Consider the following 1,946-nt stretch of genomic DNA (forward strand, 5'->3'; position numbering starts at 1 on the left):
TTATAGTTTAAACTATAAGTAGCGCTTCATTAGAATTAGTAAGCCAGGCTGAACAGACCTTTAATATGGCTCAGGTAGCGGACATTGCTCGCTTCTTTCATTAAGGAAGCAGGCACCCCTTTAAGAGATGTGCTGTTTGCGCCGATGACGGCAACTGCGTCTTTGCGGCCAAGGCTTGCCAGTGTTCCTGAGTTTACAGGGCTGAATGTATCCAATGTTTTGTTTTCTAAGTATGCATATAAGTTGTAGCCGATCAGTTCGCCCATTTGCCATGCGATTTGCGCTGTCGGCGGGTAAGGACGGCCTTCCGGACCAAAGACAACGGCGCTGTCTCCTGCAACAAACACATCTTCATGAGATGTGGATTGAAGGAAGTCGTTTACAGTCGCGCGTCCGCGGTTCACTTCCAGTCCTGATTCGCCGATAAGCGGATTTCCTTGTACACCGCCAGTCCAGACAAATGTATTTGTAACGATTTTTTGACCGTCTTTCAGATCAACAACGTTTCCTTCTACATTTGTGACAGGCAGCCCGGTTAAGAATTCAACGCCGCGTTTTTCAAGGCTTGCTGTCGCGCGTTCGATCAGTTCATCCGGAAGCACCGGCAGGATTTTCGGACCGGCTTCTACCAATTTCAGCTTGATTTCTTTAGGATCTACACCATAGCTTTTGGCAAGGTTAGGCATGATGTCAGCGAGTTCGCCGACAAGCTCAACACCTGTTAGTCCGCCGCCGCCGATTAAGATTGTGGCATCAGCTTCATTTTTAGTTTGAGCGTATTCGCGCACACGTTCTTCAACATGCTTAAAGATTTTGTTTGCATCATTTGCAGATTTAAGCACCATGCTGTTTTCTTCGAGCCCTGGAATGCCGAAGTAGGCTGTGACAGAACCAAGACCGACAACAAGCGCATCATACGTTAAAGTAGATCCGTCAGAAAGAGCCACCTCTTTGTTGTCGACTGAGAAAGAGTTCACTTTCGCAATTTTAAGATCGATGTCTTTTCCTTTGAAAAGCTTAGCAAGCGGCATAGCGATCGCTTGTTCTGACACGTTGCCCGCTGCAAGGCGATGCAGTTCAGTGATGATTTGGTGTGTTGGATATTGGTTTACCACTGTTACTTTTGCTTCTTCTTTGCTGTAATGTTTGCGAACTGTTAAAGCAGACAGCAGTCCGCCGTAACCAGCGCCTAAAATGACAATATGTTTTGACATCGTGTATCCTCCGTCCTTATTCTAAATATATTTCTGAAGGTTCTTATTTTTGGTTTTCGCGTTCTGACATGATTTGCAGGTAGCTTTGAACAAAGCGGAACAGCTTCTGAGCCTGAGGATCTTTAAGCATTCTCAGAAGACCGAACAGTCCGATGACTTCATTGCTTTCGTCAGCGCGGTCTTTTGCTTCAATCGCTGTCGCTGCAACTTCTTTCGCCGTATCTTTGACAGGCTCTAAAATTTCTGTAATTGCACCTACAGTGTCGCTTTTTAATACTTCATCAGTAGCCACGGATTGTGCGAAATCGTAAGACTTCGTCAAAACGTTGACCAGTTCTGTCAGCTTTGGAAGCTGGTCGACTAGAACAGTCAAAGATTCCTGTACTTCAGGTTTTAACAGCTGATCAATCAGATCGCGTTGGCTTTGACTTACAGATTCGTTTGTTTGATCGATTGTTTCCGGCATAACCAATTCTCCTTTACAATAAGCAATGTGCTGTTTTTTGAAGGAAGACTTCCCCATTAAGTTTGTGAATTTATGCACAAACAAGTCCGCAGAGAGGTTCTCCTAATGTGTTTATTTTGCTGTTTTCTGCAGCATGCTGCCTAAAAACTTGCAATCTCAAAACACGATGTATTTTTTACTATTAAATGATAACATTTTTTGAACAAAAAATGAACGTGATTGTTTCGGAAATGAAATAAAATCATAGAAAACTTGATTTGAAAGGG

General features: G+C 43.7%; 2 protein-coding genes. Both read right to left on the reverse strand.

The window, feature by feature from the left end:
- Positions 1–35: 35 nt before the first annotated feature.
- On the reverse strand, positions 36–1,214 hold the full coding sequence (locus BTA30_RS22250; RefSeq protein ID WP_076764245.1) for an NAD(P)/FAD-dependent oxidoreductase: 1,179 nt from the start codon (positions 1,212–1,214) through the stop codon (positions 36–38).
- 43 nt (positions 1,215–1,257) lie between these two features.
- Entirely contained in the window at positions 1,258–1,680 is a 423-nt protein-coding gene (locus tag BTA30_RS22255; RefSeq protein WP_076764248.1) for a helical membrane plugin domain-containing protein, read from the reverse strand.
- Between the last annotated feature and the right edge of the window lie 266 nt (positions 1,681–1,946).

Origin of the sequence: Bacillus swezeyi (genome assembly GCF_001969815.1) — a bacterium.
Classification (GTDB): domain Bacteria; phylum Bacillota; class Bacilli; order Bacillales; family Bacillaceae; genus Bacillus; species Bacillus swezeyi.